This window comes from Streptomyces bauhiniae, assembly GCF_004784475.1.
GTDB classification, from domain to species: domain Bacteria; phylum Actinomycetota; class Actinomycetes; order Streptomycetales; family Streptomycetaceae; genus Streptomyces; species Streptomyces seoulensis.
In genome coordinates this window covers 57,737-82,074 of the sequence record NZ_SRRT01000005.1, presented here as the reverse complement: position 1 = coordinate 82,074, position 24,338 = coordinate 57,737, and the positions used below count along the sequence as shown (strand labels likewise).

General features: G+C 71.9%; 29 protein-coding genes and 2 pseudogenes. 11 read left to right on the top strand and 20 right to left on the bottom strand.

Annotated features, from left to right (window positions below; genetic code table 11):
- Positions 1-88: 88 nt before the first annotated feature.
- Entirely contained in the window at positions 89-1,195 is a 1,107-nt protein-coding gene (locus E5083_RS17330; RefSeq protein ID WP_135786612.1) for a PP2C family protein-serine/threonine phosphatase, read from the bottom strand.
- A gap of 227 nt (positions 1,196-1,422) precedes the next feature.
- Between E5083_RS17330 and E5083_RS17325 the strand changes: the two genes are divergently transcribed.
- Positions 1,423-2,328, top strand: a complete 906-nt coding sequence (locus E5083_RS17325; protein ID WP_135786611.1) for an N-acetyltransferase — start codon at positions 1,423-1,425, stop codon at positions 2,326-2,328.
- Here the strand turns inward: E5083_RS17325 and E5083_RS17320 are convergent.
- The 4 genes from E5083_RS17320 to E5083_RS17305 all read right to left on the bottom strand — a co-directional run bounded on the left by E5083_RS17320 (position 2,325) and on the right by E5083_RS17305 (position 5,500).
- Positions 2,325-3,212, bottom strand: coding sequence for a Gfo/Idh/MocA family protein (locus E5083_RS17320; RefSeq protein ID WP_135786610.1), 888 nt, complete (start codon positions 3,210-3,212; stop codon positions 2,325-2,327). The genes E5083_RS17325 and E5083_RS17320 overlap by 4 nt on opposite strands.
- Before the next feature lie 35 nt (positions 3,213-3,247).
- The gene (gene tgmB / locus E5083_RS17315) at positions 3,248-4,231 is read right to left on the bottom strand and encodes an ATP-grasp ribosomal peptide maturase (RefSeq protein ID WP_135786609.1); all 984 of its coding nucleotides are present in this window, start codon (positions 4,229-4,231) and stop codon (positions 3,248-3,250) included.
- A 16-nt stretch (positions 4,232-4,247) separates the two neighbouring features.
- Positions 4,248-4,439 carry a putative ATP-grasp-modified RiPP gene (gene tgmA / locus E5083_RS17310; RefSeq protein WP_135786608.1) on the bottom strand — a complete coding sequence of 64 codons (192 nt, stop codon included), beginning with the start codon at positions 4,437-4,439 and terminating at the stop codon, positions 4,248-4,250.
- Positions 4,440-4,633: 194 nt separating this feature from the next.
- Positions 4,634-5,500, bottom strand: coding sequence for a fructosamine kinase family protein (locus tag E5083_RS17305; RefSeq protein WP_208754075.1), 867 nt, complete (start codon positions 5,498-5,500; stop codon positions 4,634-4,636).
- Positions 5,501-5,837: 337 nt separating this feature from the next.
- On the opposite strand from E5083_RS17305, the gene E5083_RS17300 reads away from it, so the two are divergent.
- Entirely contained in the window at positions 5,838-6,416 is a 579-nt protein-coding gene (locus tag E5083_RS17300; RefSeq protein ID WP_135786607.1) for a hypothetical protein, read from the top strand.
- 111 nt (positions 6,417-6,527) lie between these two features.
- Positions 6,528-7,157 (top strand): class F sortase, encoded by a 630-nt coding sequence (locus E5083_RS17295; RefSeq protein WP_135786606.1) that lies wholly within the window; start codon positions 6,528-6,530, stop codon positions 7,155-7,157.
- Between the two features lie 10 nt (positions 7,158-7,167).
- Here E5083_RS17295 and E5083_RS17290 read toward each other — a convergent pair whose 3' ends face one another.
- The 4 genes from E5083_RS17290 to E5083_RS17275 form a co-directional block, all read right to left on the bottom strand.
- Entirely contained in the window at positions 7,168-8,346 is a 1,179-nt protein-coding gene (locus tag E5083_RS17290) for a GDSL-type esterase/lipase family protein (protein ID WP_135786605.1), read from the bottom strand.
- A 37-nt stretch (positions 8,347-8,383) separates the two neighbouring features.
- On the bottom strand, positions 8,384-8,953 hold the full coding sequence (locus E5083_RS17285) for a TetR/AcrR family transcriptional regulator (protein WP_135786604.1): 570 nt from the start codon (positions 8,951-8,953) through the stop codon (positions 8,384-8,386).
- A gap of 310 nt (positions 8,954-9,263) precedes the next feature.
- Complete coding sequence (locus E5083_RS17280; protein WP_135786603.1) at positions 9,264-9,494, bottom strand: hypothetical protein; 231 nt, start codon at positions 9,492-9,494, stop codon at positions 9,264-9,266.
- Positions 9,491-9,886: a hypothetical protein gene (locus E5083_RS17275; RefSeq protein ID WP_135786602.1), complete on the bottom strand. Its 396-nt coding sequence runs from the start codon at positions 9,884-9,886 to the stop codon at positions 9,491-9,493. The genes E5083_RS17280 and E5083_RS17275 overlap by 4 nt, the downstream gene beginning before the upstream one ends.
- A gap of 53 nt (positions 9,887-9,939) precedes the next feature.
- Between E5083_RS17275 and E5083_RS17270 the strand changes: the two are divergent.
- Positions 9,940-10,884 (top strand): annotated as a pseudogene (locus E5083_RS17270) (NsdA family TPR-like regulatory protein); the annotation flags it as partial.
- Here the strand turns inward: E5083_RS17270 and E5083_RS17265 are convergent.
- From E5083_RS17265 to E5083_RS17235, 5 genes and pseudogenes are all read right to left on the bottom strand, one after another.
- A complete protein-coding gene (locus E5083_RS17265) occupies positions 10,865-11,527 on the bottom strand; it encodes an HAD family hydrolase (protein ID WP_208754074.1) in 663 nt (220 codons plus the stop codon). The pseudogene E5083_RS17270 and the gene E5083_RS17265 sit on opposite strands and share 20 nt — an antisense overlap.
- 77 nt (positions 11,528-11,604) lie before the next feature.
- The gene (locus E5083_RS17260) at positions 11,605-11,940 is read right to left on the bottom strand and encodes a hypothetical protein (protein ID WP_135786601.1); all 336 of its coding nucleotides are present in this window, start codon (positions 11,938-11,940) and stop codon (positions 11,605-11,607) included.
- 512 nt (positions 11,941-12,452) lie between these two features.
- Positions 12,453-12,860: a hypothetical protein gene (locus E5083_RS17250; protein WP_135786600.1), complete on the bottom strand. Its 408-nt coding sequence runs from the start codon at positions 12,858-12,860 to the stop codon at positions 12,453-12,455.
- A 23-nt stretch (positions 12,861-12,883) separates the two neighbouring features.
- Positions 12,884-13,129, bottom strand: a complete 246-nt coding sequence (locus tag E5083_RS17245; RefSeq protein ID WP_135786599.1) for a hypothetical protein — start codon at positions 13,127-13,129, stop codon at positions 12,884-12,886.
- 243 nt (positions 13,130-13,372) lie between these two features.
- Positions 13,373-13,645: pseudogene (locus E5083_RS17235) on the bottom strand (peptidoglycan recognition protein family protein); the annotation flags it as partial.
- A 1-nt stretch (position 13,646) separates the two neighbouring features.
- Here E5083_RS17235 and E5083_RS31715 point away from each other — a divergent pair.
- Together E5083_RS31715 and E5083_RS17230 are read left to right on the top strand one after the other, a co-directional pair.
- A complete protein-coding gene (locus E5083_RS31715; protein WP_279632500.1) occupies positions 13,647-13,799 on the top strand; it encodes a DUF6233 domain-containing protein in 153 nt (50 codons plus the stop codon).
- Between the two features lie 63 nt (positions 13,800-13,862).
- Positions 13,863-14,084, top strand: a complete 222-nt coding sequence (locus tag E5083_RS17230; protein WP_135786598.1) for a hypothetical protein — start codon at positions 13,863-13,865, stop codon at positions 14,082-14,084.
- 393 nt (positions 14,085-14,477) lie between these two features.
- Here E5083_RS17230 and E5083_RS31230 read toward each other — a convergent pair whose 3' ends face one another.
- Complete coding sequence (locus tag E5083_RS31230) at positions 14,478-14,708, bottom strand: hypothetical protein (RefSeq protein ID WP_167513561.1); 231 nt, start codon at positions 14,706-14,708, stop codon at positions 14,478-14,480.
- A 978-nt stretch (positions 14,709-15,686) separates the two neighbouring features.
- Between E5083_RS31230 and E5083_RS31225 the strand changes: the two genes are divergently transcribed.
- A complete protein-coding gene (locus tag E5083_RS31225) occupies positions 15,687-15,881 on the top strand; it encodes a hypothetical protein (RefSeq protein WP_167513563.1) in 195 nt (64 codons plus the stop codon).
- 343 nt (positions 15,882-16,224) lie between these two features.
- On the opposite strand, the gene E5083_RS17225 is transcribed toward E5083_RS31225, so the two are convergent.
- Positions 16,225-17,679 carry a glyceraldehyde-3-phosphate dehydrogenase gene (locus E5083_RS17225; protein ID WP_135786597.1) on the bottom strand — a complete coding sequence of 485 codons (1,455 nt, stop codon included), beginning with the start codon at positions 17,677-17,679 and terminating at the stop codon, positions 16,225-16,227.
- A gap of 173 nt (positions 17,680-17,852) precedes the next feature.
- Between E5083_RS17225 and E5083_RS17220 the strand changes: the two genes are divergently transcribed.
- From E5083_RS17220 to E5083_RS17205, 4 genes are all read left to right on the top strand, one after another.
- Positions 17,853-19,061 (top strand): hypothetical protein, encoded by a 1,209-nt coding sequence (locus tag E5083_RS17220; protein WP_244317534.1) that lies wholly within the window; start codon positions 17,853-17,855, stop codon positions 19,059-19,061.
- Positions 19,062-19,121: 60 nt separating this feature from the next.
- Positions 19,122-19,442, top strand: a complete 321-nt coding sequence (locus E5083_RS17215) for a hypothetical protein (RefSeq protein WP_135786596.1) — start codon at positions 19,122-19,124, stop codon at positions 19,440-19,442.
- Between the two features lie 95 nt (positions 19,443-19,537).
- Positions 19,538-20,398 carry a PP2C family protein-serine/threonine phosphatase gene (locus E5083_RS17210; protein WP_135786595.1) on the top strand — a complete coding sequence of 287 codons (861 nt, stop codon included), beginning with the start codon at positions 19,538-19,540 and terminating at the stop codon, positions 20,396-20,398.
- Between the two features lie 48 nt (positions 20,399-20,446).
- The gene (locus E5083_RS17205; RefSeq protein WP_135786594.1) at positions 20,447-21,460 is read left to right on the top strand and encodes an MASE1 domain-containing protein; all 1,014 of its coding nucleotides are present in this window, start codon (positions 20,447-20,449) and stop codon (positions 21,458-21,460) included.
- Here E5083_RS17205 and E5083_RS17200 read toward each other — a convergent pair.
- From E5083_RS17200 to E5083_RS17185, 4 genes are all read right to left on the bottom strand, one after another.
- Positions 21,457-21,891, bottom strand: coding sequence for an ATP-binding protein (locus tag E5083_RS17200; RefSeq protein ID WP_135786593.1), 435 nt, complete (start codon positions 21,889-21,891; stop codon positions 21,457-21,459). The genes E5083_RS17205 and E5083_RS17200 overlap by 4 nt on opposite strands.
- Positions 21,892-22,121: 230 nt before the next feature.
- Entirely contained in the window at positions 22,122-22,295 is a 174-nt protein-coding gene (locus E5083_RS17195) for a CsbD family protein (RefSeq protein ID WP_135786592.1), read from the bottom strand.
- Positions 22,296-22,380: 85 nt separating this feature from the next.
- The gene (locus E5083_RS17190) at positions 22,381-23,031 is read right to left on the bottom strand and encodes a DedA family protein (protein ID WP_135786591.1); all 651 of its coding nucleotides are present in this window, start codon (positions 23,029-23,031) and stop codon (positions 22,381-22,383) included.
- Between the two features lie 60 nt (positions 23,032-23,091).
- The gene (locus E5083_RS17185) at positions 23,092-24,336 is read right to left on the bottom strand and encodes a cation:proton antiporter (RefSeq protein WP_135786590.1); all 1,245 of its coding nucleotides are present in this window, start codon (positions 24,334-24,336) and stop codon (positions 23,092-23,094) included.
- Between the last annotated feature and the right edge of the window lie 2 nt (positions 24,337-24,338).

Genomic DNA, 24,338 nt, shown 5'->3' with positions numbered 1-24,338 from the left:
GAGCTGCGGCGGGGCTGACGCCCTGGGCTCTCAGCATAGGAGCGCTTCTTCCGCCCCGCCCGTCGGCCGTTCGGGTGAGCGCCGGGAATCAGCGGGGCGACGACGCCGGGGCCAGGACCAGCACGCTCGCGTCGTCGTCCACGCGGTGGCCGAGGTGGCGTACGTCCTCCCAGAGGGCGTCCGGGAGCGCGGCCGTGCCGGTGTTCGCGAGGGCGGCCAGGCGCTCGGGCAGGGGGTAGAAGCGGCCGGAGGTGTCCCGCGCCTCCCACAGGCCGTCGGTGGCGATCAGCAGGCGGTCGCCCGGGTCCAGCGTCACCGTGACCTCCTTCGGCGGCTCGACCCCGAGGAGGCCGATGCCCAGCGGCGGTCCCGGCGCGACCGGCAGCTCCCGCGCCCCTCCCGCGCGCAGCAGTACCGGCGGCGGATGCCCGCAGGTCACCACCCGTACCGTGCGGGTGTCGGCGGAGAACTCCAGCAGCACCGCCGTGGCGAACAGCTCCGCGTGCCGGACCCCGGAGGAGTCCACCACCAGCCTGCGGTCCATCCGGGCGGCCACCGCCTCCAGCGCCCGCTGGTCCAGCGCCGCCTCGCGGAACGCGCCCAGCAGCGCCACCACCGTCCGCACCGCCGACAGCCCGTGCCCCTGTACGTCCCCCATCACCGCCCGCACCCCGTAGGGGCCGTCCCGGACGTCGAAGAAGTCCCCGCCCAGCAGCGTCCCGTCCTGCGCGGCCCGGCTGAACCCCACGCACCGCAAGTCCCCGACGCGCTCCGGCAGCGGCGGCATCACCGCCCGCTGCACCGCCTCGCCGATCTCCCGCTCGGTGTCCAACTGGGCGTCCCGGTGGCTGCGTACATAGGACACGAACACGCTCAGCAGGGCCACGAAGGCGATGGTCAGCAGGTCGGTGTCGCCCGGCCGGTCGAGATGCGTCACCGGCAGCAGCAGCGACACGATCACCAGTACGCCGAGCCCCGCCGTGGCCAGCGGCCCGTACGACAGGACCGCCAGCGGCGGGATCGCGCCGAGCAGGAAACCCAGATCGCTCGCGTGCGGAGTGACGAGGGTGGCCAGCGTGACCGCGATCAGCAGCAGCACCGGAAGCACCCGCACCCACAGCGGCGGGGGAGCACCCCGCAGCCAGCCGCGCCGCTCCCGCGTTCGGCCCGGTGACCAGCCACGCAGCGATCTCACACGCCCACGCTACGCCGCGCCCGCCCCCGCCGCCCGCCCCGTAAAACCCCTGGACGCCCGCGCGGACGTCCCCCTACTGTGGCGTGAGCACGCCCGAGACGGACCGGGAAGGAGGCGAGCGTCATGTACATCACCCAGCACGCGCGCTCCCTCCACTCCGTCATCCGGGTGTGCCCCTGACCGGACCGGGAGCGCCGCCACCGCAGGCACATCTCCCGGAGGACACCTTGACCGCACCGGTCATCCGCACGCTCGACCCGAGCAGTGCCCATCTGTTCCACGACCTGCCCGACCCGCTCGGCCTGAGCGAGCGGCACCGCACCACCCACCACCGCCCCGACTGGCAGCGCGTCGCCCTGCGCGACGGACGCCCCGTCGCCCGCGCCGCCTGGTGGGCCCGCACCGAGGACCCCGCCCCGCTGCTGATCAACTGGTTCGACGTGGCCGAGGGCGAGGAGGCCGCGGGCGCCGAACTGCTGCGCACCGCCCCCTGGACCACCCCGGAACTCGAACTCGACCTCCCGCCGGGCTGGCGCGACGACCCGGCCCTGGCCTCCGCCGTCGCCACCCGCACCGCCGCCGCCCGCCTCGCCGGGTACGAGCCCCTCGTCGAGCGCTTCCTCTACCGCTGGACCCCCGAACAGGGCCTGCCCGAGCAGCCCGGCCGCCTCAAGTTCACCCCGGAACCGGACGACGAGGTCTTCCTCGACGCCCTGCGCCGCATCCACTCCGTCACCCTGGACGCCCACGCCCGCCGTGCCGTCGAGCAGGGCGGTGTCGAACTGGCCGCCCAGGAGGAGCTGGACTTCTTCCACTGGTGCCCGTCGCCCCGCGAGTGGTGGCGTCTCGCCCGTACCCCCGAGGGCGAGACCGTCGGCATCCATGTACCGGCCCGCAACCCCTCCGGGCCCTGCGTCGGCTTCATCGGCGTGGTCCCCGAGCAGCGCGGCCACGGCTACGCCTACGACCTGCTGGCCGACTGCACCCGCTTCCTCGCCGCCCGGGGCGCCGACTTCATCGCGGCCGCCACCGACCAGGGCAACTTCCCGATGGCCGCCCACTTCACCACGGCCGGCTATCCCGTCGTACGGGAGCGCGTGAACTTCTGGGCGGAGAGGGGACCGGCTGCCTAGTCGACCGGTTCGCTCAGGCGCGCCTGTGCCGTCGCGAGGATCTCCGTCACCCGGAGTCCGAACGCGGCGTCGCAGGCGTGCCGGCGGCCGGTGCGGGCGGCGGCCGCCAGCGCGTCCACGGCACGGGCCAGCGCGGGCACCGCGCCCTCCGAACTCCTCGGCAGCAGCGCCACTCCCGACTCGCCCCGCAGCTCCACATCGGCCCCGGCCGCCGAGGGCGGCGCCGACAGACTCAGCGTCAGCGTGCTCGACGCCCCGGTGGCATGGTCCAGCACCAGATGCACGGTGTCGGCGGGCCCGTGCACCGCCGCGAGCACCTGCCGTACGTCCCCCAGCACCGGCAGCAGCACCGACAGGGCGTGCGGGCCCACGTCCCACAGCGCGCCCTTCTCCCGCCGCCAGGGCGACGCCGCGAACGGGCTGTCGCTGGTGAACACCGAGCCCATCCACTGCGCCCGCGCCGTGAACCACCCCGCCTCGGCGGCCTGTTCCTCGATCCACGCCTCCGGCTCCTTCTGGAACCGGGTGGTGAAGAAAACGACCGACGCCACCTGGGCCCGCTCCGCCGCCTCGGCCACCGCCCGCGCCTCCGCCACGCCCAGCGCCAGCGGTTTGTCCAGCAGCAGATGGCGTCCGGCCCGCGCCGCGCGCACCGCCAACTCCGCCTGCACCGACGGCGGGAGCGCCACCGCCACCGCCTCCACATCGGCCAGCAGCTCGTCCACGTCCGGGTACGCCCGCACCCCGTACTCCCCGGCCAGCGCGGCCGCCGCCTCCGGGCGGCGCCCCCACACCCCGGCAAACTCCACACCGGGGTGACCGGCCAGCGCCGGTGCGTGTGCGGCGCGCGCCCAGGGGCCCGTTCCCAGCAGTCCGATGCGCATCGAGCGCTCCCTTCTCCCAGCCGTGCTCCACGGCATCAGGGCACGGCGTCCCTGTTCTCGTGGGTATACGGCTCCACGGGCCGGTCGTCTCCGGCCAGCCAGTGGGCGATCGTCTCCGCGATCGGCTGACCGGTGTCCAGCTCCACGAAACCGAACTGGCCCGACTGATTGCACTCCAGGAACCACCAGGTGCCGTCCGCGTCCTCCGCGAAGTCGAAGGCGCCGTAGGCCAGCTCGGCGCTCTTCAGATAGCGGCGGACCGACACCGCCACCCGAGGGGGCACCTCGGCGGCGAGCCAGGGGGAGACGGACGGGGCGAACCGGACGTCCACATGGTCGGGGTGGGCATCCGGATCGACCGGTTTGCGCGCCGCCAGCAGCCGGTCCCCAACCGCCGTCAGCCGGATGTCGGCCCGCTTGGCCACCCGCCGCTGCAGCAGCGTCGGCCCGAAGGCCACCGCGCTGAAGTCGGTGCCCGGTGCCACCCGGCTGGTCGGCACCGCGCGCGGCGGCTCCTGCGGATGCGCGCCGGAGACCGGCTTGACCACCACGTCCCGGTGCCGCTCGGCGAACTCCCGCGCGGTGTCGGGGAATGTGGTGATCAGCGTGGCCGGCACCGGCAGCCCGCTGCGCTGGGCGAGCCGCAGTTGCCACGGCTTGTGCCGGGCGCGGCGGGCCGCGTCCGGATGGTTCATCCAGCGGGCGTCGCTGCACCGCAGCATCCCGTACAGCGCCTGCGCCGACTCCTGGGTCAGCCAGGAGGACGGCTGGGCGGCACGGGCGGCCGCGTCGCCCGGCCTGCGCACCCAGATGGAGCGCAGGCCGCTCATCCCGACCAGACGTCCGCCGACGGACAACTGCCCGCCGCAGTCCTCCCCGGCGTACTCACCGGAGAGCGCCACCCCGTTGGTGAGGTCGGCGGGGTCGAACCGGACGACGGGCACGCCCGCCTCGCCCAGCCGCAGGACCACCATGTCGGCCGTGACGTCCTCGTCACTGGTCAGGATGAGCACGGTCATCGTCGAAGGCCCGCGATCAGTCGTCGAAGTGCGTCTTGGAGCCCGCCGTGGAGGTGGTCGTCCCCAGCGTGAGCAGGATCGCGTGGTCGGTCGCGGCGATCCGCCCGTCCGGCAGGACGTTCAACTGCAGCGTGGAGTCGTACGCGTACGGAGTGGTGACATCCAACTGCCCGGCAGGCCGTGCGTAGTTGAGCGTGAACGGTTGCATGGTCTCTCCCCTGTTTCGTCCTTCACGTCCTTATACGAATCGAACGAGTGGTTGGTTTCCTCACACTCCGTGACCAGAGCCCGGAGGGAGGCACCGTGAACCGATGGGTCAGCAGGAAGGACGCCGCGCGGGGCGCGGTGGCTGCGCCCCACCGCACATTCGTCTGCCCCGTCGGCCCTCGGTGCGACCCTGGTTCACCCGGCCAAGGTGGCGCGTGCGGCGGACAGGGCCTGTTCCGCGTAGCCCCGGCCGAACAGCACCGCGTGCACCAGCAGCGGGAAGAGCTGATGCGCCCCGACCCGGTCGCGCCAGCCGTCGGCGAGGGGGCTCGTCTCCTCGTACCCGTCCAGCACCTGTTCCAGGTGCGGGCAGCCGAAGAGGCGGAGCATGGCCAGGTCGGTCTCCCGGTGGCCGCCGTGCGCGGCCGGATCGATGACGCGGACCTCGCCGTCGGCGCCCCACAGGACGTTGCCCTGCCACAGGTCGCCGTGGAGGCGCGCGGGGGGCTCGGCGGGCCCGGCGAGCGCGGGCAGCCGCTCGCACACCGCCTCGATCACCCCGGCCTCGCCCAGCCGGACCGTCCCCGCGTCCACGGCGGAGCGCAGGTACGGCAGCACCCGGTGCTCGGCGTACCACGAGGGCCAGTCGTCGCCCCGGACGTTCCGCATCGGCGCCCGGCCGATGTACGCCTCCACGGGCCCGTCGGGCGGGGCGGCGCCGAACGCGGGGGCGCCGGCGGCGTGCAGCGCGGCCAGCGCGCGGCCGAAACGCGTCGCGGCTCCGGGATCGGCGGCGCCGGTCGGCACCCGTTCGCTGACCAGGGACCACTCGTCGTGCCCCAGCACCTCCGGCACCCGCACCGCACGCGCGGCACCGAGCCAGCGCAGCCCGGCCGCCTCGGCGCGCACCGCGCCGGGGCCGTCGCCGTGCTTGACCATCACCGTCGTGCCGTCCTCGAGGGTCACCTCGGCGGGCGATCCCGCCCCCACCGGGCCGCCCGTGACCCGGCGCCCGGTGAGCCGGGACGCCGTCAGCGCTGGATCTTCGACTCGCTCGACCACGGCCCCAGAGTACGGCCCGCAAAAGCCCCGCCACGTCAGGAACTTCGAGCATTGCTACGACGGTTTTCGGCCAAGTTTGCCCGGAATGCCGGGCGGTGACGTCCGTTTCGCCCCCGAGGGCCGACCGGGGCCCGCGTCCGCCCGCCGGACGGGTAATCGGCTGGCCCGTTCGGGGGTCGTACCGGCGTGTCGCTGCGACAGACGGGTGGAGAGCTGACCCGGCTGGACGGCCCGGATGGTGCGCGGCGCCGGGCGGTCCGACGGTGGATCATGTCGAGGCCGGGTCATGTCAGCCGATGAGGAATCCGCTGCCCGGCCGCGGCGGAAGGACACCGACATGCGCTCTGCCCGCATTCTTCTCGCCACGGCGGCCGCGTCCGCCGCCCTCGCCCTGGCTCCCGGCGCCGCGCTCGCCGGGGACGACGGCGGCCGGGACGACTCCGGCTACAACAAGCAGCACGACAGCGACTCCGACCGGGACAAGGGCTCCGGTGACAAGGAGTCCGGCGGCCGGGACTCCGGGGGCGAGGACTCCGGCGGCAAGGACTCCGGCCGCGACTCCTACGACTCCGACTCCGACAGCGACGGCCCGCGCGGCGGCATGCACACCGGCGGCGGCGCCCTCGCGGCCGTCAGCAGCGACGACTGGAGCTCCGACTCCGGCGACGACAGCCGCTTCGACCCGGAGAGCTACAAGGACAAGGGCGACGGCGGCGGCAGCGGAGGCAAGGACAGCGGTGGCAAGGACTCCGGCGGCAAGGACGACTCCGACGAGCCGCGCGGCGGCATGCACACCGGCGGCGGCGCCCTCGCCGGCTCCGGTGGCGTGACCACGGGCGGCGTCGCCGTCCTCGCCGCCGGTGCCGTCGGCGCCTACGCGCTGCGCCGCAAGAAGGCCGCCGGTTCGGCCTCCTGATTGTCCCGAACCCCAGGGGCCGTGGCCGCCGTCGACGCCGTACCGCGTCGGCGGCCCGCGCCCCCCTGACCCAGATCCCTGCGCTGCCGTGCCCGAGCGAGGTGGTGTCCGATGGCAGCAGATCCTTCCGGTGACAACGCGGGCCGGGGCGGCCGGCTGACGCTGTGGGGGGCGGCCGTCGCGATCCTGGCGCTCAGCGTCTTCGGCGGCCACCACGGCACGGGCGACGGCACCGACACGGCCCGCACCGAGACCGCGACGGCGGGCGCGGTCCAGGCGGGAGCCCCGCTGCCCCGCTCGGCGCCGACCCGGCTGCGCATCCCCAAGATCGGCGTGGACGCGCCCTTCACCGCCCTGGTGCTCGCCTCCAACGGCCAGTTGGAGCCCCCGCCCGCGGGCAACACCAACCTCGTCGGCTGGTACGGCAAGGGCGCCTCGCCCGGCGAGAAGGGCACCTCGGTCATCGCCGGCCACGTGGACACGACCACCTCGGCGGCCGTTTTCGCCAACCTCGACGACCTGGTGCCCGGCGACCGCTTCTCCGTGGAGCGCGCCGACGGCAACACCGCCAACTTCGTGGTGGACAGCGCCGACACCTTCGCCAAGGACGACTTCCCCAGCGAGCGGGTGTACGCGAACGCCAAGCGCCCCGAGGTCCGGCTCATCACCTGCGCCGGGGACTACGACCACTCGGCCAAGGACTACACGGAGAACCTGGTCGTCTTCGGCCACCTGGTCTGAGGCCCTCCCCTCACCGGGTACGGGGCGCCAGCGGGCCGTCGGAGGCGAAGGCGAGCTTGGCGAACCGCTCGCCGATCCGCCGGTGCGCGGCGCCGTCCGGGTGGAGCCCGTCGGGCAGCGGCAGCTCCGCGAAGTCGGCCTGACCGTACAGCTCGCGCCCGTCGAGCAGGTGCAGATGCGGGTCCTCGGCGGAGCGCTGCGCCACGATCCGGGCCAGCTCCGCCCGTACGGCGTTCAGCGTCAGCTTGCCCTGGGCGGCCTCCGCCGGGTCCCCGGCCGCGCGGAACGCGAGCCGGCCCTCGCTCAGCGCGGCGAGGTCCGGCATGGTGGGGCCGGGGGTGTCCTCGTGCATCGGGCACAGGATGGGGGAGACCACGAGCAGCGGGGTGTCCGGGTGCCCCTCGCGGACGGTGTCGAGGAACCCGTGCACGGCGGGCCCGAACGCGCGCAGCCGCATCAGGTCGGTGTTGACCAGGTTGATGCCCAGCTTGACGCTGATCAGGTCCGCCGGGGTGTCCCGCAGCGCGCGGGCGGTGAACGGGTCCAGCAGGGCGCTGCCGCCGAGGCCCAGGTTGACCAGCTCGACCCCGCCGAGCGAGGCGGCGACGGCGGGCCAGACACCGGTCGGGCTCGCGGCGTCCGAGCCGTGGCTGATGGAGCTGCCGTGGTGCAGCCACACCGGCCGGTCCGAGGCGGGTACGGGCTCCACGGGCGCGTCGGTGCGCAGGGCCACCAGCTCGGTGGTCTCGTTGTGCGGCAGCCAGATCTCCACGGCCTTGTCCTCGGCGGACAGCCCGTCGAAGCGCGCGGTGCCGACCGGGCCGGGGGTCAGTTCGGCGGCCCCGGTGGTCATGTCGATGGTCAGCGTGTCGCCGCCGGTGACCGTGGCGCTGCCCGCCGGGCGGCCGTCCACCAACAGGTCGTAGACACCGTCCGGGCGCGGCGGGACGCCTGGGTAGACCCGCTTCGTGGGCACGGTGTCCAGCTCGATCGAGGTGGCACGGGTGCGGAACACCAGCCGTACGCCGGAGGGCTGGGACTCCACCATGTGCAGTTGCGGGTCGGCACACTGGGCGCGGGCCCGCGCGGGCAGCCGGTGGGGGAGCAGACCGCGCTCGGTGCGCTCCAGCTCCAGGGCGCCCCGGACGAGGGCGGCGGTGAGGGGAGTGGTGGTCCAGTCGGTGGTCATCAGGGGTCCGTCGGCAGTAGGGGCGGGGGAGTTCAGTTCAGGGGGCGGGCCAGTTGCGCAGGAGGGTGTCGAGCGCGTCGAGGACGCGGTCCCAGGACTCCTGCGAACCGGGGGCGCTGTGGTCGAACCCGCCCGCCGACTCCAGGCCGACATAGCCGCTGAACACACTGCCCAGCAGGCGTACGGCATGGGTCTGTTCGGGCTCGGCGAGGTCGTAGCCGCGCAGGATCGCCCGGGTCATCGCCGCGTGCCGGACGCCCGCGCTCGCGGCGGCGGTCTCCGGGTCGAGCCGGTACCGGGCCGCCTCGAAGCGGCCGGGGTGCGCGCGGGCGTAGTCGCGGTAGGCGTTGGCGAACGCGGTCAGGGCGTCCTTCCCGGCCCGGCCGGCGAGGGCCTCGGCGGCGCGGTCGGCCAGCTCCTCCAGGGCGAGCAGCGCGATCCGGGTGCGCAGGTCGTGGGAGTTGCGCAGATGCGAGTACAGGCTCGCCGTCTTCACGTCGAACCGCCGGGCCAGCGCCGACACCGTCACCTGCTCGAACCCGGCCTCGTCGGCCATCTCCGCCCCGGCCCGCACCAGCCGCTCCGCACTCAGCCCCGCCCGCACCATGAACCCGCCTCCTTTAGGAACCTGACCGATTATGTATTTGCCTAAAGGATTTAGGCAAATGATGGTCAGTCTTAGGAAGGAACGCCGACGGCCGCCGACCAAAGTGCGGTCGGCGGCCGTCTGGAGCGGGGTCTCTCAGACCTCCGGTGCGGGGGTCAGTAGCTGCGTGGCCGCGACCGCGCAGAGCGCCGGTCGAGCGGCGATTGACAGGGAGGCGAGCAGACGGTGATGGTGACCACGCCGGTCCCGGTCTCGATGTGGATCACTTCCGGCTTGCCCTGAACGGGCCGCCCGCATCGGTCGCAGAGCATCAGTGGTTCGTCTCCATGGCGCGGTGGGCAATGGACTCGCAGCCGGTGCCCGGTTGGCACTGAAAGACGGGCACTGCCACGACGTGCGCGCCGATCTGCCCGCGTGCTCGCCCGGCGGGAGCACCGCCCCGCCAGAGAGGGGCGCCGCACCAGGTGCAGTCCTGGCCGGAGTACTGGGCGCTGGTCAGCGCGTGGGTGGTCGGAAGCGGGCGGGTCGCCGTCGGGTTCATGCGGGTCGCTCCTCGCCTACGCGGGGCCCGAAGGCATCGGTGACAGCGGCCGCGAGGGCGCCGGGGTCGGTGAGCCAGCTGTTATCGCCCGGGCAGACTCGCCAGTACGCCCCAGGCCCCTCGGTGCGGCGCGTGGGCGGGATGGTGACGGCCGTGCCGATCGGGAGCGCGACGGTGTTCTCGACAGCCCACGTGCCAGACGTGCCCGCGAGGGTGAAGAAGTAGAGCACCCCGGAGGACGTCAGCGGGTCCTCAATAGCAGCGGCGCAACGAGGCCCCAGGATCGCCAGAGCCGACAGGCCGACACTTCGGGGCACCCGGATCGCATCCCAGTCCAGGCCGGACTTCACGAGCTTGGCTCCGGCGGGGGACGGCAAACGCGTACTGGGCATCGCGGCTCCTGAATATCAGGCGGTGACTGTGGTGCGTACAAGCGTGGCCCTAGGCGGTGCCGTCCCAGGCCACCGCCGTGCAGCCCGCCACCGCCGCCGACGACTACGAGGCCGTCACCCGCTCGCACCGGCGGCTGTACTGGTCCGTAGCCCCGGCCACCCTGCACCCGGCCGCCGTCGCGCACGCCACGCTGGGCTGCGCGCTGCTGCCGGAGACGCACGGGCAGACACGGGCGCGGGTCGCGGCCGCGCTGGCGGAGACCCTGTTACTGGCGGGCCGCGTCGAGTTCTTCGACATGCGCGAGCCCGACCGCGCCGCGCACACCCTGCTCCGCGCGCTCCAGGCCGCCGGCGAAGCCGACGACGTCCTTCTCGGCGCTGCCATCCTGGCGCACTCCGCGTTCATCCCGGCCTGGACGGGCGAGCGGGAAGCGGCCGTTGAGCGGATGACGGCTGCCCGGACCTACGCCCGCAGGGGCCCCGCGTCGGCCGAATTGCTGGCGTGGCTGGACGCCGTTGAGGCCGAGTGCGAGACCCGCTGTGGGCACACGCGGACCGCACTGCACCTGATCGGGCACGCGGAGGACGTCCTCGCGCGCGGCGGAGAAAACCCGAGCCCGGAGTGGCTGGACTGGTTCAGCCCCGTCCGGCTCGCGGCGTTCAAGGGCAACGTCCAGCTCAAGGCCGGGCACCTGCCGCAGGCCCGGACCACGCTCCTTCAGGTCCTGGACGCGCTCGATCCGAGCGAGGAGAAGCAGACCACGGTCATTCTCGGCGACTTGGCCGCTGTCGAGGCTAGGGCCGGTGAGCCTGAGGCCGCGTGCGGGTACGCGGTCCGCGCCCTGGAGCAGTTGGAGCGGACCTGGTACGCGACGGGCATGGAGCGGGTGCGGGACGTGCGGCGGGCGCTCGTGCCGCACCAGCACGAACGGTGCGTCCGGGAGTTGGACGACCGGCTGTACGGCTGGTCGACGACAGTCAGCGCTCTCGCTCGTTGAAGTCGCGGATCAGCGGCGACAGTTCGAGGAGGCTCTCCACCCGGAAGGTGGGGAGCTTCTTCGCGTCCTGGTTGTTCCATTGGATCGTCGCCCACGGGCCACGCCGTACGAGCGCGGTGTGCATGCCGGCCGTGCGGGCGGGTGTGATGTCGTTGTCGACGCGGTCGCCGACGTACAGCATCTCGCCGGGCTCGGCCGGAACTACCTCGGCAACGCGGTCGAAGAACGCCTGGTGGGGCTTGGAGGCGCCCCAGTCGTCGCTCGTGCCAATGAGGTCGACGTTCGGCGTGAACAACTCGCGGAGGATGCCGCCGGCGCGCACGGTCTGGTTCCCGGCGATGCCGAGCCACAGGCCGTCCGCGCGGAGGGCGGCGAGCGCGTCGCGGACGTCGGGGTAGAGGTCGTCCTCGTCGAAGTGCTCCGGTTTGCCCGCAGCCGCGCGCTTCTCCCGCTCCTTGTAGAGGTCGAAGCCGGGCTGGAACTCCTGGAAGACCTCGCGGTAGTCCCGACCTTGGGCGATGACGGCGCCGAACATGGCGGCGAAGGTGTGGCGGGGGACGCCGAGCCAGTCGGCCCAGGTGCCGTACTCGGTGGTCTCGTCTACCAGACACTCGCCAACGTCGAAGATCACAGCGCGAATCATGGGCCGAGAGTAGCCTGGCCCCGGAACACTAAGAAATGTCCCCGGCCTCCGAAGAGGGCGGGGACGCGTACCGAGCTTTACTGAACGGGATTCTCATCCAGCCAGTCCGACAGGTCATGTGCAGTCCCGAGCACGGTGGCCCGGTTTCGGTGCTTGAAGTCGGCGGGCTTGTCGGCGCCTTCGTCGTCGCCGACGGCCATCCCGTCTTCCATCGTGTTGATCAGGGCATAGGCCCCGGACCAGAATTCAGCTCCCACGGACTTGTCCGCGTGCATAGCTGTCCGCAGCGTGCGAGCTGGCTTCATGACCGACTGCATTACGTCCCAGCACGTGCCCGGGTCGGGCGAGTAGCACTGCCCAGAGCTGTTCATCACCGCCGTCTGGAACTGCTCAGTTGCCGCGGCCACGCTCACGGTCTTGGGCTTCGCGGCGAAAGGCTTTGCCGCCGCGTCGCTTGATGAGCTGCAGCCGCTGGCAGCCGCTATGACTGCCAGGCTGAGAGCCCCAGCCCTGATCCCCCACATATGATTCCCCATAGCCAGTGATCATCGCACGGTGATGCGCGCAGGTCACCAGCTTGCCGCCGCTGATTGAGACCTCAATTTGATGGCATGAGAACGGAGAAGAGCCCCGCCCTCCCGAAGGAGAGCGGGCCCATGGTCACAGGTGAGTGAGATCAAGTTCGGCGGGCGGGTCCGGCGCTGGGCCTGCCGGAGTGTTGGGGCCGACGCGCCGAGCCCAGCCCTGAAGCTCAAGGTAGCCGCGGGTTACCAGGGGCAGCCGCTCCTCACACTTCGCCAGGTCCCGGTCGAGCCGTCGGTGATCGCCTGGAAATCGGACCTCCTGTTGGCAGCCCGGTTCTGGGTTCAGCCGAGCACTCCGACCACCAGGGCGACGGCGTCGCCGCTCAGGGCCGCGATGTCCATCAGCGACTCCTCGCCTTTCTCAGGTACGGCGGAAGCGAGTCGTCCATGCCGGACACCAGCATCACGCCGATGGTGAACGCCCCCCACCCACACGCGCTGCCCACGGTGGGCGGGTAGCTGGTGGCTGCCGAGTAGGCGAACGCCCACGACCACAGTCCGGCAGGGGTGCCGAGCGCTGCGTAGTCGGGGGCGTGCATGCGCGAGTGTCCAGCGAGTAGGCCAGCCACGTCTGCCATGGTGTCGTACACCACCCACATCCAGCCGAGCGTGTTCAGGGACACGTGTCGGGTGATGTCGGCGAGGCCCCTGGTGGTGCCGTACCTCGGGTTGCCGATGATGCCGAGTCCGCCGTACAGGGCCCAGCCGGTGCCGGCGACGGTGAGGAAGGCGCGTCGGCGCGAGATCACCGGTCGCGCCGACGCGCCCCACATCACGCGTCCGGCTTCGGCGACACCTGGCCGCGAGTCACCAGACCGAGGACGGCCAAGACGCAGGCGTTCAGGGCGCCGACGGTCTCGGCGGAGACGTTCAGGCCATACGCCGCGAGGAGCGCTACGGCCGCGACGATCGCGGCGGCCTGCTCGGCGGTGAGACCGAAGACGAAGCTGACGACGAGGGAGAAGGCGGCGCTGACGGCCGCGAGGATGAGCGCGGGCTCTCTGCCGAAGATGCGCATGGAGGGCCTCACTTTTGAGGAGCTGGAGCCTCTGGCCGGGCGCGATGTCGTCGGCGTTGGCGAGGTGGTTGAGGGTGGCGATCTCGCGCCAGGCGGGCTCCGTCGCTGAGCCGGGAGGCGGCGATGGACCAGAGGGTGTCGCCCTTGGCGACGGTGTACGTGGTGGTGCCACCCGGCGACCAGGACGCGGGGTGCTTGAGCCGCTCGGCCGCCCGCTCGCGGGTCCACCTTGCCGGGCTGTCACTCCTTGTGGCCGATGATGGAGGTCAGACCGTCCTCGCCCCAGCCGTGGTGGCGGTAGACCGCGGCGGAGGTCCGCACGATCGCCTCCACCTGGACCTCCGGCCAGGGGTCCTCGCCGTCGCCGAGGTTCTCGCACTCGAAACCGTAGAAGTGCCGGTTGCCCCCGGTGTTCGCCTCGTTCGCGGGCGGCAGGGCCTTCTCGGCGATGACGGCCTGGAGGACGTCGTCGTCGCCGAGTCCGGCGTGGTTGGTCCGGCCGTAGCCGACGAGGAACATCGAGGCCGTACGTGTCGGCGATTGCCCGATCCCCGGGAAGAGTAGGCGCACCCGCAGCGTCACCCGGCCGCAGGCCATCGACGCTCTCCGCGAGCAGGTTCCGGCCTGCCCGCTATGCCGCCCGGATACCGCGCTCGGCATCCTCGACTAGGCCCCTGAAATCCGAAACGCGATTTTCTGGACGACGCAGTAGCGGGGGTCGGATGCTGTCCGTATGACCACGCTGAAGATCGCCATCGAGGTGACCCAGGGCCAGGTGCCCCCCTACGACGAGGGTTCCGTCGTCCACGCCCGCGACACCGAGAAGGGCACGTTCCCGGCCCACGAGTCGATGGACATCACGTACACCGTGCTGCCCGACGTGAGCTGGGAGTTGGCCGTGGCCGAGCGGCGGCCGAACCTCTGCAACGTCTGCAAGGCGTACACGCAGAACTGATCACGGCCCGGCCGATAGGTCGGGCGTCTCGGGGTGCGGGCCCGCAGCAGGGCCCGCACGCTGGGGCCATGACAGCAGTGATCGTGTACCCGCCGAACGACGAGGGCGGTCGGCGCGTCTGAGCTCGGCGGCGAGCCCGCGCACCAGTTGCTCGCCACCGCCTTCACGGACCGCGTCTGCCCGCCCTAGGAGCACTGCTTGTCGAGGGAGGACAGCTACGCCAGCGTGGACATGTATCCCCTGCCGTGGAAGGCAGGTCTGCTGCTGGAGCCGGGCGGCGCTCCCCGGCCGCTGCCCGACCACCTGACGCCGGAGCAACGAGACCTCGCTGTGCGAACGGCGACCAAGGCAGTCTGGATTCGACGCGAGGCGCACCGTCGAGGCATAGGCTGATCAGCGAGGTGCGGTCCATGTGTCTGGTCCTCCGCCGCGCCACTCGATCAGGTCGAACCGGACCACGTCCATCTCGTCGAAGCCGTGGAGGCTGACCTCCTGCATGAACGCCGCCACGCCCGCGCGCGGAAGGCCCGGCCGGGGATTGTGCCGTTGCCTCACGGTCTCGTGAGGCTCCGGCAGAAACCGACTGATGAACTTGGCGGGCGCTATGCGGCGGCCGTAGACCATGGGATCTCCCATGCGAACGCAACCGTGCCTCGGCTGCTGTAGGCCCGCGCCTGACGCCACGGTACAGCCCGGCACCGACAAGCGTTCCCTGCGCTCCAGTTGGCCGTGAGCCCGCTGGGGCCCAGTAGGCGGCGCGCTCTGGACCTGGCCACTGGAAGCGCTGACGGCCCGTTGTCGATGCTCCGGGCTATCTTCCTCGCATGAACTGGGGAGACATACCGGCGTGGGTTGCCGCCGTGATCGCGCTCGGCGCTCTGTGGGTAAGCCTGAAGGCACGCAAGGACTCATCAACTTCCGCTGGGGCCTCCGTGAGGTCCGCTGAAGCTGTCGAGGCGTCGCTGGGTCTACAGCGTCAAGTGGCGCGCGAGCGCCGAGGGGCCGAGATTGAAGCTGCACGGCCGCGGGTCGAACTTCGGGTGGAGAAGGTGGGGGGCGTGCTGTACCGACTGGTCAACTCGGGCAAGGCGTCTGCAACGAACCTCTCGTAGGTCACTCCTCACGAGCTCGTCCGTGGTCTCTCGGATTCGTTCAACGTACCGAAGGGCGAGGCCTACGAGTTCCGAGTCTTGTCGGCCATGGGGTTCGCGCCTCCCACCGCACTGAGCTTCACCTGGGACGGACAGGAGGAGCCCGTCCGGCTGCTGATGCCGCCCGTCTAACTGCGCCGCAACCGCGCCGCCCTCTGCCCATTTGCAGCATGCCGTCTCATTCCTGAGCGGAGAGAGGGCGAGGCCTGGAGATGGGACCCGTGCCGGGAGATGATGCACCACCGGTGGCGGCGCACGTACGCCAGCGTGCAGCTCGGTGCGGGGGAGGATCCGGTCTCGGTGTAGCACTGGATGGGGCACGCCTCTGTCACCATCACGCTTGAGACGTACGCCCACTTCATGCCGGACAACGGGATGAAGGGGCGAACGGCCATGGAACGCCTGACTGGAACGACCGGCAGGCCGCACACCCGCCGCGGACCTTCGTACTGTGGAACCCGTTGCCTTCGTCGAGTTGAGCCCCATTTCGCTGTCGGCCGACAGGCTCGGCGGCGAGGTGGAGCTGGTGCTCACGGGCGCGCGCTACGGCGGGGCTTGGGCTGTGGGCGTACAGCTTGCATCGCTGGGCGCGCGGAGCGTTCTGCTGGGGGAGATCCGAATAGAAATCATCAAGGATCCCGATTAGGCACTCGCCGCTGGGCTGGCGTGGGTGGAGGAGGACTGTGCGTGAGAGGGGCTTGCCGTGGCCCGGGTTGTGAACCGGAACGGCGATTTCCCGGAGGCGGCCCGGCCCTTTCAGGCGCTCGGGCGTCTGCGTGTCGTTCCCTGGGACGCCTAAGGCGCGGACCGGTGGAGACCCCCTGAGAACTCCCTGAGCCTTGTGACAAGACCCAAGGACCGCCACCCGACTTCGGGTAGGCGGCCCTCGGCGTATCCGTCTTTCTGGTCAGTTTGTGCAGCTCAGGGAGCCTGTTTGGGTCGCTATGCCTTGGTCTGAGTGGTGCGCGCTTCGGCGGCTAAGGGGTCTCTCAGACCTCCGGTGCCGGGTACGTCGGGTACTCCACGCCCGAGACGTGCTGGACGACGCGGACGACCTGGCAGGAGTAGCCGAACTCGTTGTCGTACCAGAGGTAGAGGATCGCGTTGTCGCCGTCGACCTTCAGGGCGCCGCCGTCGACGATGGAGGCGTTGCGGGAGCCGATGAAGTCGCTGGAGACCGCGTCGGGCGCCGTGGTGAAGTCGATCTGGCGCTTGAGCGGGGAGGTCAGCGACACCTCGCGCAGGTAGTCGTGGACCTCCTCGCGGGTGGTCTCGCGGCCGAGGCGCAGGTTGAGGATGGCGATCGAGACGTCCGGCACCGGCACCCGGATCGAGCTGCCGGTGATCGGCGCCTTCAGCTCCGGCAGCGCCTTCGACACGGCGGACGCGGCACCCGTCTCGGTGATCACCATGTTGAGCGGCGCGGACCGGCCCCGGCGCTCGGCCTTGTGGTAATTGTCCAGCAGGTTCTGGTCGTTGGTGAACGAGTGGACCGTCTCGACGTGGCCGCGCAGCACCCCGTACTCGTCGTCCATGGCCTTCAGCGGCGGGACGATGGCGTTGGTGGTGCAGGATGCGCAGGACAGGATCTGCTCGTCCGGCTTGATGGTGTCGTGGTTGACGCCGTGCACGATGTTCGGCACGTCACCCTTGCCGGGCGCGGTCAGCACGACCTTGTCGATGCCGGGCCGCAGGTGCTTCGACAGGCCCGCGCGGTCACGCCAGTTGCCGGTGTTGTCGATCAGGATGGCGTCGCGGATGCCGTACTCGGTGTAGTCCACGGAGGACGGGTCGTCGGCGTAGATCACCTTGATCTCATTGCCGTTGGCGATGATCGTGCTCGCGTCCTCGTCCACCGTGATGGTGCCCTGGAACTGGCCGTGGATCGAGTCGCGGCGCAGCAGCGAGGCCCGCTTGACCAGGTCACCGGCGGCCTTGGCGCCACCGCCCCGGACCACGACGGCCCGCAGGCGCAGACCGTTGCCCGAACCGGCCTTCTCGATCAGCAGGCGCGCGACCAGCCGGCCGATCCGGCCGAAGCCGTACAGCACCACGTCACGCGGCGCGCGGCGCTCGATCTTCTCGGCGCCGGTGGCCCCGGCGACCGCCTCGGCGGTGAACTCCGCCACGCTCAGTCCCCGGTCGTCGGCCTTGTAGGTCGCGGCCAGCATGCCGAGGTCGATCTGGGAGGGGCCGAGGTCCAGGGCGGTCAGCGCCTGGAGGAACGGCATCGTCTCGGTGACCGACAGCTCGGCTCCCGCGATCTGCCGGGCGAAGCGGTGGGTCTTGAGGATGCTGACCACCGACTTGTTCACCAGGGAGCGGCTGTGCAGCAGGACGGTCACGTCCCGCTCGCGGTGCAGCTTCCCGATGATCGGGATCATCGACTCCGCGATCTCCTCGCGGTGCATCCAGTTCGTGAACGAGTCGTCGTTGACAGTCACAGATCTATCTTTCGAGCTAGGCGGCGCTCATATGGTAGGCACACCCTACTTTGATCACCAGAGCCGCCCCTCAGGGGGGTCGGCCGGGACGCCGTTCCTGAATCAGGGTGGAAGAACGCGCGACACCCTGGCACCGCATTGCACCGCCCCTACCCCGTGACCATGGTCGGAGCGTGATCACGTCTTCCGCACCCCGGCCCGGAGCGGCCACCGCCCCCGGCCCGGCGCGCCGCCGCGCCCTGCCCCGGATCGTCCGCCACCGCGCACCGCACGGCGCCCTTCTCGCCCTCGCGCTGTTCGCCGCGGTCCGCGCGGCGGGCATCGCCGCCGTGATCGCCACCAACGCGCTGACCGACCGCCCCCTGGTGCGCAGCCTCGCCCACTCCTGGGACTCCCGCTGGTACCTCAACATCGCCGCCCACGGCTACGGCCGGCTCATCTGGATCACCCCCACCGGGGGAGTGCAGAGCGACTGGGCGTTCTTCCCGCTCTACCCCGCCCTGGTCCGCGCCGCCGGCACCGTCCTCCCGCTCACCCCGGCCGCGGCTGCCCTGCTCGTCTCCTGGACGGCCGCCGTCGTCGCCGCGTACGGCGTCTACCTCATCGGCCACCATCTGTACGGCCGCGCCACCGCCACCGCCCTCGTCGCGCTGTGGGCCGCGCTGCCGCACGCGGTGGAGCTGACCATCGCCTACACCGAGTCCCTCTTCGCCGCCCTGGCCGCCTGGGCCCTGTACTGCGTGCTCAAGGACCGCTGGCTGTGGGCGGGCACGCTCGCCCTCCTGGCGGGGCTCGCCCGGCCCACCGGCTTCGCCGTGGCGGCCGCCGTCATCGCCGCCGCCGCGCAGCAGCTCTGGCTACGGCGCGGGCAGGTCGCCCCCGGCGTATGGGCGGCCGCCCTGCTCGCCCCGCTCGGCTGGCTCGGCTACGTCCTCTGGGTCGGCCGGTGCACCGGCGACCTGACGGGCGGCTACTTCGCGGTGCAGGGCGCCTGGGGCTCCCGTATCGACTTCGGCGCCGGTGCCGCCCGCTTCGTCGGCGCCCTGCTCGCCCACGGCGGCCAGGTCATCTATCCCGTCGCCCTGGCCCTCGTGCTGATCAGCCTGGTGCTGTTCGCGCTGCTCTGCCTGGAACGCGCCCCGCTGGCCCTGGTCGCCTTCGCCGGTGTCCTGGTGCTGCTGGTGGTCTTCGGCTCCGGTTCCTTCTCCTCCAAGCCCCGTTTTCTGCTGCCGGCTTTTCCGCTGCTCATCCCGGCCGCCCGCGCCCTCACCCGCACCTGGCGCACCCGCCCCGCATCGGCCCTCCTGGTCGGCGGCGCCCTGGCCGTCGTCTCCGTGCTGTACGGCGCCTACGTCACGGTCCTCGTCCATTCACCCCTGTGACCCACGCCGGTGCGAAGGCCCGGAAAGCGGGTAGGCGGGGGCTTCGAGGAAAGGACGACCATGACGACCTACGTGATCACCGTGCCCGGCACCTTCACCGCGGACATCGAGGCCGACACCCGTGCCCGGCTGGGCAGGGCCCTGCGTCCCGCCGACCCGCACGGCACCGACCTGGGCAGCGCCGAGGACCTCGACACCGTCAACGTGAACGAGGACGGCACCTTCACCCTCCACCTCACCGTCGAGGCCGACAACAACAAGCACGCCGAGCAGGAGGCCCGCCGCCTCGCGGACGAGGCCCTGCGCACCGTCGGGCTGGACGAGAACACCGCGCCGCTCGGGCCCGCCGTGATCACCGGCATCGACTCCCAGGTGCACTGACGGTCCGGGGCGGGCCGTCCCGGACGCCGAAAGCGCCCGAATGGGTAAAATCCAGACAACGGCCCGCCAGGATCACCGCCCACCGGAAGTGAACGATGTTCCGCAAGCGCCCCACGGACGACGGCGACGAGCTGCTGGCCAGACTCGGCTCACTCACCGCCCAGGCGCGTGAGCGCGCGGAACAGCAGCGCAGCCAGGTCGAGCTGGCCATCGCCCTCCAGCGCGGCATGCTCCCGCGCGACCTCCCCAGCCGCCCCGGCCTCCACCTCGCGGTGCGCTACGCCCCCGCCAATCAGGGTCTCAACGTGGGCGGCGACTGGTACGACGCCTTCGCCATGCCGGACGGCAAGATCGGCCTCACCATCGGCGACGTCCAGGGCCACAACATCGAGGCCGCCGCCTTCATGGGCCAGGTCCGGGCCGCGCTACGGGCGCTCGCCTCCGTCACCAGCGAGCCGGGCGAACTGCTCGCCCGTACCAACGACCTGCTGCTCACCCTCGGCAGCGATCTCTTCGCCACCTGCACCTTCCTCCGGCTGGACCCCGTCACGGGCGTCCTGGAGAGCGCGCGGGCCGGGCACATCCCCTTCGTCTGGGCCACCGCCGACGGCAAGTCCGGCGTCGTCCACGACATGGGCGGCCCGCCCCTCGGCATCCAGCCCGGCATGGACTACCGCGTCACCCGGCACCGGCTCTCCACCGGCGGGGTCTTCGTCCTGCTCACCGACGGCGTGGTGGAAGGGCCCTCGCTGCACGTCGAGGACGGTCTCGCCCAGGTGGTCCGCCTCGCTGGCATCGCCGCCGTCGCCGGCCTCAAGGTGCACGCGCTCGCCGCCGCCGTGATCAAGGGCGCCGACCATGTGGGCCACGACGACGACGCGGCCGTACTCGTCGTCGGCCACGACGGCCCGAACACCCCGCCACCGCCCGCCCAGCCCCGCGTCGTTAGGCCATAGGCGCCGTTCGCCTCGCCGCGCCCGGCCGACCGGTGTGAGAGTTGCCGGGTGGTGGCATTCCCTGAAGCGCGTCGGCCGGGCGGCCATGTCGCCCTGGTCGTGGCCGTCGCGGTCTGCTACTTCGCGGCCGGACGCCTCGGCCTGCTGTGCAAGCTCACCGTCGACGGCGCCGTCGTCACCCCAATCTGGCCGCCGACCGGCGTGGCGGTCGCCGCCCTGCTCATCCTCGGCGTGCGGTACTGGCCCGGCGTCACGATCGGCGCGTACCTGATCGTGCTGTCGCTGGACACGCCGGTGCTCTACTCGCTCGGCTACATGGTCGGCAACACCCTCGCCCCGCTGGTGGCGGTGGCGCTGTTGCGCCGGGCCGGGTTCCGTACCGATCTGAGGCGGCTGCGGGACGGGCTCGCGCTGGTGTTCTTCGGGGCGATGGGCGCCATGCTGATCAGCTCGACCCTGGGTGTCGTCCTGCTCGTGGCGACCGACCGGATGCCCTCGCACACCTTCTGGACGGTGTGGCTCGCCTGGTGGGTGGGCGACGCGATGGGTGTCCTGCTGGTCACCCCGCTCCTGCTCCTGTTCAGCCACGCCCAGGGGCTGCGGCCGACGCCCCGCCGCTGGGAGGCCGCCGCGCTGGCCGTGGCCGCCGTCTGCGTGGTGCCGCCCGCCGTCTACAGCCACCTCAGCCTGCTGTTCCTGGTGTATCCGCTGATCATCTGGGGTGCGCTGCGCTTCGAGCTGGTCGGCAGCATGCTCTGCGCGCTGGCGACCTCGGTGCTGGCCGCCGTCGCCGCCACCGACGGGGCGGGCGCCTTCGGGGGGCTGAGCCGCGTCGAGGTCATGGCCAAGCTCCAGGGGTTCAACGGCACCATGGCGCTGACCGCGCTGCTGCTGTCCGCCGTGATCACCGAGCAGCGGCACACCCGGCGCTCCGTGGAGAAGGCGTGCGAGGAACTGGTCGAGGTGCTGGAACACCTCACCGCGGGGGAGGCCCCGCCACCCCGCCCGGCCCCCGAGGACGCCGACCCGCTGCTCCGGCCCGACCGACGGGACCCTCTCTAGGCCAGCGCCACCGACGCGGTGACCCGCTTGCCGCGGCCCAGTGGAGTCACCTCCAGGGAACCGCAGAGCAGGCTCACCAGCCGCAGCCCGTGGCCGCCGACCCGCTCGGGGTTGGGCGGGCGGTGCCGGGGCGGGCGCGGTGAGGAGTCCGTGACGCTGATCCGCAGCGCCGTCGGCTCCAGTACCACTTCCATGTGCAGCGTGAACGGCCCCGGCGCGTGCTTGAGCGCGTTGGTCACCAGCTCGCTGGCGACGAGCTGCGCGTCCTGCACCGCACGCGCCGAGGGGGTGGGGCGGACCCGTGCAAGCAGGTCGGCGACCGCGTCCCTGGCCTCCGGGAGGGACGCGGTGTCGGTGTCCCAGCGGCGGCTGTAGCGCGGCAGCTCCGGCGTGGTCCGCGTCATGGTGTCTGCCGTGAGGGGGAGGTCCATGCGGAATCGCCCTTCTCCCGTGGTGGCCGGTCAAGGCCCCGTCGTGCGATCGCGGAGGATCGTCCCTTCTTCACCCGGCTACCCCCAGCTCGGCCGATCAAGGGGCGTCCGGGCGGGAATCCCCCGGACGCGTGAGAACGGCCCGGTAAAACACCAGGCACACAAAGCGGCGGGCCCGGAAATCCGCGAAAGGGATTTCCGGGCCCGCCCCGGTACGGCATCGCACCGACTCAGTGTTTGAACGTGTCCTTCGTCTTTTCCTTGGCCTGGCGGGCATCGCCCTTGGCGCCTTCGGCGCGGCCCTCGGCCTCCATGCGCTCGTTCCCGACGGCCTTGCCCATGGTCTCCTTGACCTTGCCCTTGAGCTGCTCCGCCTTGGCCTTGCCCTTCTGGTCACCAGCCATGGGGTATTCACATCCCAACGTTTTCGGTGCGTGGTCGACATCCGGCTATCCCCACCGCCGCCGGCCAAACCAGAAAAGCCGAAATTCATTGACCGGCGTCGTTCCGGTCGTCGTTCCGGCGGGCCCGCCGGCGCCGCACCAGATGCCGGACGACCAGCGCCGCCACCAGCAATCCGACGGCGATGAGCACGTAACGCTGATAGCGGACGATCTCGTCGTACACCGCCGTGATGTGGCTGCCGGCCAGGTAGGCCAGCGAGGACCACAGGCCGACCCAGAGGGCCGCGCCGAGCGCGTTGAAGGCGAGGAAGCGGGGCCAGGGCATCCCGGTCGTGCCCGCGATGATCCCGTTGGCCTGGCGCAGCCCCTCCACGAACCGGGCCACCGTGACGATCTTGCCGCCGTGCCGTCGGAAGAACGCCTCCGCCGCCTCGAAGCGCTTCGGCGTCAGCAGGATGTACTTGCCCCAGCGCTCCACGAACGCCCGGCCGCCCGTACGGCCGATCACATAGCCGACGTTGTCCCCGAGGACCGCCGCCGCGAACGCGATGGCCGCCACGGCGACGATGTTCAGCTCGCCCGCACCCGCGTAGACCCCGGCCGCGAGCAGGATCGTCTCGCCCGGTGCCGGGACCCCGAAGTCCTCCAGGAAGACGACCGCGCCGACGGCCCAGTAGCCGTAGTGACCGAGCAGCGGGGCCAGCGGCGCCAGCGGGCCGGGGAGGGGAGGCGGCATGGCATCACCGTACGCCGCGCCGCGCTCCCGCCCCTCTGTGACCTGCGCGAAGGGCCGTGCTCAGGACCGGCCGACCGCGTCCTGGTCGCGCACCTCCGCCGGGGCGGACGGCTCAGCGGCCGGCTCGGCGGGGGCCGTGCGGGCCCGGCGCCACTTGGCGATCCCCAGGGCGACCTGGTCGGTGTAGCGCGCGGTGAGCGGGCCGACGACCACCAGGATCAGCACGTACGCGGTGGCCAGCGGGCCCAGCCGGGAGTCGATGCCCGAGGTGACCGCCAGACCGGCGATGACCACCGAGAACTCGCCGCGCGCCACCAGCGTGCCGCCCGCCCGCCAGCGGCCCCGCACGGAGACACCCGCGCGCCGTGCCGCCCAGTAGCCGGTGGCGATCTTGGTGAGCGCGGTGACGACCGCGAGGGCCAGCGCGGGCAGCAGCACCGGCGGGATGCTCGCCGGGTCGGTGTGCAGCCCGAAGAACACGAAGAACACGGCCGCGAACAGGTCCCGCAGCGGGGCCAGCAGGTTGTGCGCGCCCTCGGCGACCTCGCCGGAGAGCGCGATGCCGACCAGGAAGGCGCCGACCGCCGCCGAGACCTGGAGTTGCTGGGCGAGTCCGGCCACCAGCAGGGTGAGGCCGAGGACCACGAGCAGCAGCTTCTCCGGGTCGTCGCTGGAGACGAAGCGGGAGATGACCCGGCCGAAGCGCACCGCCAGCAGCAGCACCAGACCGGCCACGCCGAGCGCGATGGCGAGCGTGATGCCGCCCGCCACGAAGCCCGTACCGGCCAGCAGGGCGGTGACCAGCGGGAGGTAGACCGCCATCGACAGGTCCTCCAGCACCAGGATGCTGAGGATCACCGGGGTCTCCCGGTTGCCGATCCGGCCCAGGTCGCCCAGGACCTTGGCGATGACGCCGGAGGACGAGATCCAGGTGATGCCGGCCAGCACCACGGCGGCGATGGGACCCCAGCCCAGCAGCAGCGCCATCACCGCGCCCGGTACCGCGTTGAGCGCGAAGTCCACCAGACCGGCGGGGTACTGCGTCTTCAGGTTGGAGACCAGGTCACCGGCGGTGTACTCCAGGCCCAGCATGAGCAGCAGCAGGATCACGCCGATCTCGGCGCCGATCGCCACGAACTCCTCACTGGCGCCCAGCGGCAGCAGCCCGCCCTCGCCGAAGGCCAGCCCGGCGAGCAGATACAGCGGGATGGGGGAGAACCTCAGCCGGGCGGCGAGCCGGCCGAGCAGGCCGAGGGCCAGGATGATGGCGCCGAACTCGATGAGGAAGACCGCGGAGGAATGCATCC

Coding starts and splice junctions, on each gene's coding strand:
- tgmA (WP_135786608.1), bottom strand. CDS start 4,439: ATGCAACCGTTCACGCTCAACTACGCACGGCCTGCCGGGCAGTTGGAT.
- E5083_RS17245 (WP_135786599.1), bottom strand. CDS start 13,129: ATGCGCATCTTCGGCAGAGAGCCCGCGCTCATCCTCGCGGCCGTCAGC.
- E5083_RS17265 (WP_208754074.1), bottom strand. CDS start 11,527: ATGATTCGCGCTGTGATCTTCGACGTTGGCGAGTGTCTGGTAGACGAG.
- E5083_RS17295 (WP_135786606.1), top strand. CDS start 6,528: ATGGCAGCAGATCCTTCCGGTGACAACGCGGGCCGGGGCGGCCGGCTG.
- E5083_RS17195 (WP_135786592.1), bottom strand. CDS start 22,295: ATGGCTGGTGACCAGAAGGGCAAGGCCAAGGCGGAGCAGCTCAAGGGC.
- E5083_RS17230 (WP_135786598.1), top strand. CDS start 13,863: ATGACCACGCTGAAGATCGCCATCGAGGTGACCCAGGGCCAGGTGCCC.
- E5083_RS31230 (WP_167513561.1), bottom strand. CDS start 14,708: ATGGTCTACGGCCGCCGCATAGCGCCCGCCAAGTTCATCAGTCGGTTT.
- E5083_RS17285 (WP_135786604.1), bottom strand. CDS start 8,953: ATGGTGCGGGCGGGGCTGAGTGCGGAGCGGCTGGTGCGGGCCGGGGCG.
- E5083_RS17320 (WP_135786610.1), bottom strand. CDS start 3,212: ATGCGCATCGGACTGCTGGGAACGGGCCCCTGGGCGCGCGCCGCACAC.
- E5083_RS17210 (WP_135786595.1), top strand. CDS start 19,538: ATGTTCCGCAAGCGCCCCACGGACGACGGCGACGAGCTGCTGGCCAGA.
- E5083_RS17190 (WP_135786591.1), bottom strand. CDS start 23,031: ATGCCGCCTCCCCTCCCCGGCCCGCTGGCGCCGCTGGCCCCGCTGCTC.
- E5083_RS17290 (WP_135786605.1), bottom strand. CDS start 8,346: ATGACCACCGACTGGACCACCACTCCCCTCACCGCCGCCCTCGTCCGG.
- E5083_RS17185 (WP_135786590.1), bottom strand. CDS start 24,336: ATGCATTCCTCCGCGGTCTTCCTCATCGAGTTCGGCGCCATCATCCTG.
- E5083_RS17200 (WP_135786593.1), bottom strand. CDS start 21,891: ATGGACCTCCCCCTCACGGCAGACACCATGACGCGGACCACGCCGGAG.
- tgmB (WP_135786609.1), bottom strand. CDS start 4,231: ATGACCGTGCTCATCCTGACCAGTGACGAGGACGTCACGGCCGACATG.
- E5083_RS17280 (WP_135786603.1), bottom strand. CDS start 9,494: ATGAACCCGACGGCGACCCGCCCGCTTCCGACCACCCACGCGCTGACC.
- E5083_RS17300 (WP_135786607.1), top strand. CDS start 5,838: ATGCGCTCTGCCCGCATTCTTCTCGCCACGGCGGCCGCGTCCGCCGCC.
- E5083_RS17215 (WP_135786596.1), top strand. CDS start 19,122: ATGACGACCTACGTGATCACCGTGCCCGGCACCTTCACCGCGGACATC.
- E5083_RS17275 (WP_135786602.1), bottom strand. CDS start 9,886: ATGCCCAGTACGCGTTTGCCGTCCCCCGCCGGAGCCAAGCTCGTGAAG.